At 60.8% G+C, this 2,246-nt stretch carries 3 protein-coding genes; 2 read left to right on the top strand and 1 reads right to left on the bottom strand.

All coding sequences use genetic code 11. The features are described 5' to 3' along the window. Nucleotides 1-175 precede the first annotated feature (175 nt). A complete protein-coding gene (locus tag EN750_RS30395; protein ID WP_127398942.1) occupies nt 176-913 on the top strand; it encodes a dienelactone hydrolase family protein in 738 nt (245 codons plus the stop codon). A 163-nt stretch (nt 914-1,076) separates the two neighbouring features. On the opposite strand, the gene EN750_RS30390 is transcribed toward EN750_RS30395, so the two are convergent. Continuing rightward, nucleotides 1,077-1,634: a DUF308 domain-containing protein gene (locus EN750_RS30390; RefSeq protein WP_127398941.1), complete on the bottom strand. Its 558-nt coding sequence runs from the start codon at nt 1,632-1,634 to the stop codon at nt 1,077-1,079. Nucleotides 1,635-1,774: 140 nt separating this feature from the next. Between EN750_RS30390 and EN750_RS30385 the strand changes: the two genes are divergently transcribed. Continuing rightward, nucleotides 1,775-2,246 (top strand): TetR/AcrR family transcriptional regulator (locus tag EN750_RS30385; RefSeq protein ID WP_145968056.1); only part of this gene is annotated, 472 nt, incomplete at its 3' end.

Genomic DNA, 2,246 nt, shown 5'->3' with positions numbered 1-2,246 from the left:
GCCATCATGGGGCTCGGTGCCGGCCGTGCGCTGCATGTCGGCGCGCGGACCGTGCGCGAGGGCGAGCAATAGCGTCCGCAATCCTGCACGAAATGTTGACTGCCACGCCCCGGGAATGCCTTGCCGTATGGCCTTGCGCGGATATGTATCGCGCATCAGTCGAACGGAGCGGGCGATGACGAAACACGACCTTCAGATCAAGACCAGGGATGGTGTTGCCAATGCCGGGCTTTTCCACTCGGCAAACGCATCTCCTGCCAAGGCCGGCGTCATTCTCTATCAGGACGCCTTCGGTCCGCGGCCGGCGCTCGACGGTATGGCCGAGCGGCTCGCGAATGAAGGCTATGCGGTGCTGGTGCCCGACCTATTCTACCGCAATGCGCCCTACGGGCCGTTCGACGCCAAGACCGCCTTCGCCGAGGAAAAGACCAAAATCCCGCTGATGGCGCTGGTCACCGGCACGACGCAGGACATGACCATCAGCGACAGCGGTGCGTTCCTCGATGCGCTTGCTGCCGAGGGCATCACCGGGCCGATCGGCACGGTGGGATATTGCATGGGTGGCGGCCGGGCGTTGAACGCCGCCGCTAACTATCCCGACAGGATAAGGGCGGCCGCAAGCTTCCATGGCGGCAATCTCGCCAGCGACGCCGCCGACAGCCCGCATCGCAAGGCAGCCTCGATCAAGGCGCGTGTCTATGTCGGCACATCCGGCGTCGACAGGAGTTTCCCGCCGGAACAGTCGGCGCGGCTGGCCGAGGCACTCAGGGTTGCGGAAGTCGATCATGTCATCGAGAACTATGCCGGGATGGCGCATGGCTGGTGCGTGCCCGATCATAGCGTTTTCAACGCCGCGGGTGCCGAACGCCATTGGAAGCGGCTGACGACGTTGTTCGCAGAGACGCTGATTTAAGGCAGGAGTCACTGCGCACTGATCGCACACAGGTCGACTCTGAGCAGGACGCTACGCGTCTTTGAACCAGAACGGCAGCCGATGCGGCGAAGAGTGAGCGATGCTTGCCCTTTCGACGGCGGCAGATGACTGTTCACCTTGCCGCCGCCGGATCAGGCTGCGCCTAGGCGTTTGCCTTGCGATAGGCTGCTACGACAAGCCAAATTGCGGAAAGCAGAAAGTAAAACGCGCCGAACCCGGCATAAGGGGCGATGTCCAGAATCGTCGGCGCAGCCGTGCCGAGGGATCGGCTGATCATGAAGCCGCCGGCGAGGGCCGACTGCGCACCACTCAGGATCATCGGCCATTGTGCGCCATGGTAGCGCCAACGCCTTGCTCCCGTATTCAGCTGCAGCAGACCCGAGAGGATCGCCCAAACCCCAAACACGGCCAGAACGGCATACATGCTGTTGTTAACCGCCACGATGACGGCGAGCGCCGTTATCGTGCTGACCACGACATTCAATGCCTGGGACGAGTTGGCCTTCAGGCCGCCATTTACCCTGGCGTCGACCAGATTGGCGAGGGCGTCCGATGCGGGGTAGATCACGAGCAGAAGCGCGGTGGGACCGGGTTGCCCGTTGAATAGGACGGCGGCAGCAACCCAGGCGATAGAAAATATGGCGCGTGCGAAATAATAGGATCGTAGCCATCCGGACCGGGTGAAAGATTGGTTTTGCATCGGCAGATTCCTTGTTGCGGTCTACCTATTAGTAGGTAGACAAAACCCCTAAGTCAACCCAATGTCCGGAACACCTCCCTGTGACAATCGGGAACGATGCATAACCTTGACAGTTCGCCTACCAGAAGGTAGGCAGCGATATGAAATCAATGGCTTCGACTTCAGAAAAGATTCTCGATGTCGCGCAGTCTCTCATCGTCGCGGGAGGCTACAACGGGTTCAGCTATGCCGATATCTCGGCTGCCATCGGCATCAGGAAGGCGAGTATCCACCATCATTTTCCGACGAAGGCCGAGCTGGTTTCGGTGCTGGTGGATCGTTACAGGCGGCAGGCCGAAGTGGGTTTGGAGTCTCTCCGGGGAGAACTCTCAAGCCCTGCTGAACAACTGCAGTCCTATCTGAACTATTGGCGGACATGCATTCGCGATGCCTCGCCGTCGTTCTGCGTCTGCGCGATGCTCGCCGGCGAGATGCAGATGCTGCCGGAAGAGGTGGCGTCACGCGTTCGTGCCCATTTCCAAAATCTCGCGGGATGGCTTACGTCGGTGCTGCGGGCTGGAATGGAACAGGACTTGTTCCGCTTGATCAACCGGCCGGAGGAGGAGGCCCAGA

Origin of the sequence: Mesorhizobium sp. M7A.F.Ca.ET.027.03.2.1, assembly GCF_003999175.1 — a bacterium.
In the GTDB taxonomy this organism is placed as follows: Bacteria; Pseudomonadota; Alphaproteobacteria; order Rhizobiales; family Rhizobiaceae; genus Mesorhizobium.
Note: the sequence above shows the minus strand (reverse complement) of the source record. Positions and strands in the feature narration are given on the sequence as shown.

Bases quoted from the DNA above. Each gene is read 5' to 3' on its own strand.
- EN750_RS30395 (WP_127398942.1), top strand. From the start codon at position 176: ATGACGAAACACGACCTTCAGATCAAGACCAGGGATGGTGTTGCCAAT.
- EN750_RS30390 (WP_127398941.1), bottom strand. From the start codon at position 1,634: ATGCAAAACCAATCTTTCACCCGGTCCGGATGGCTACGATCCTATTAT.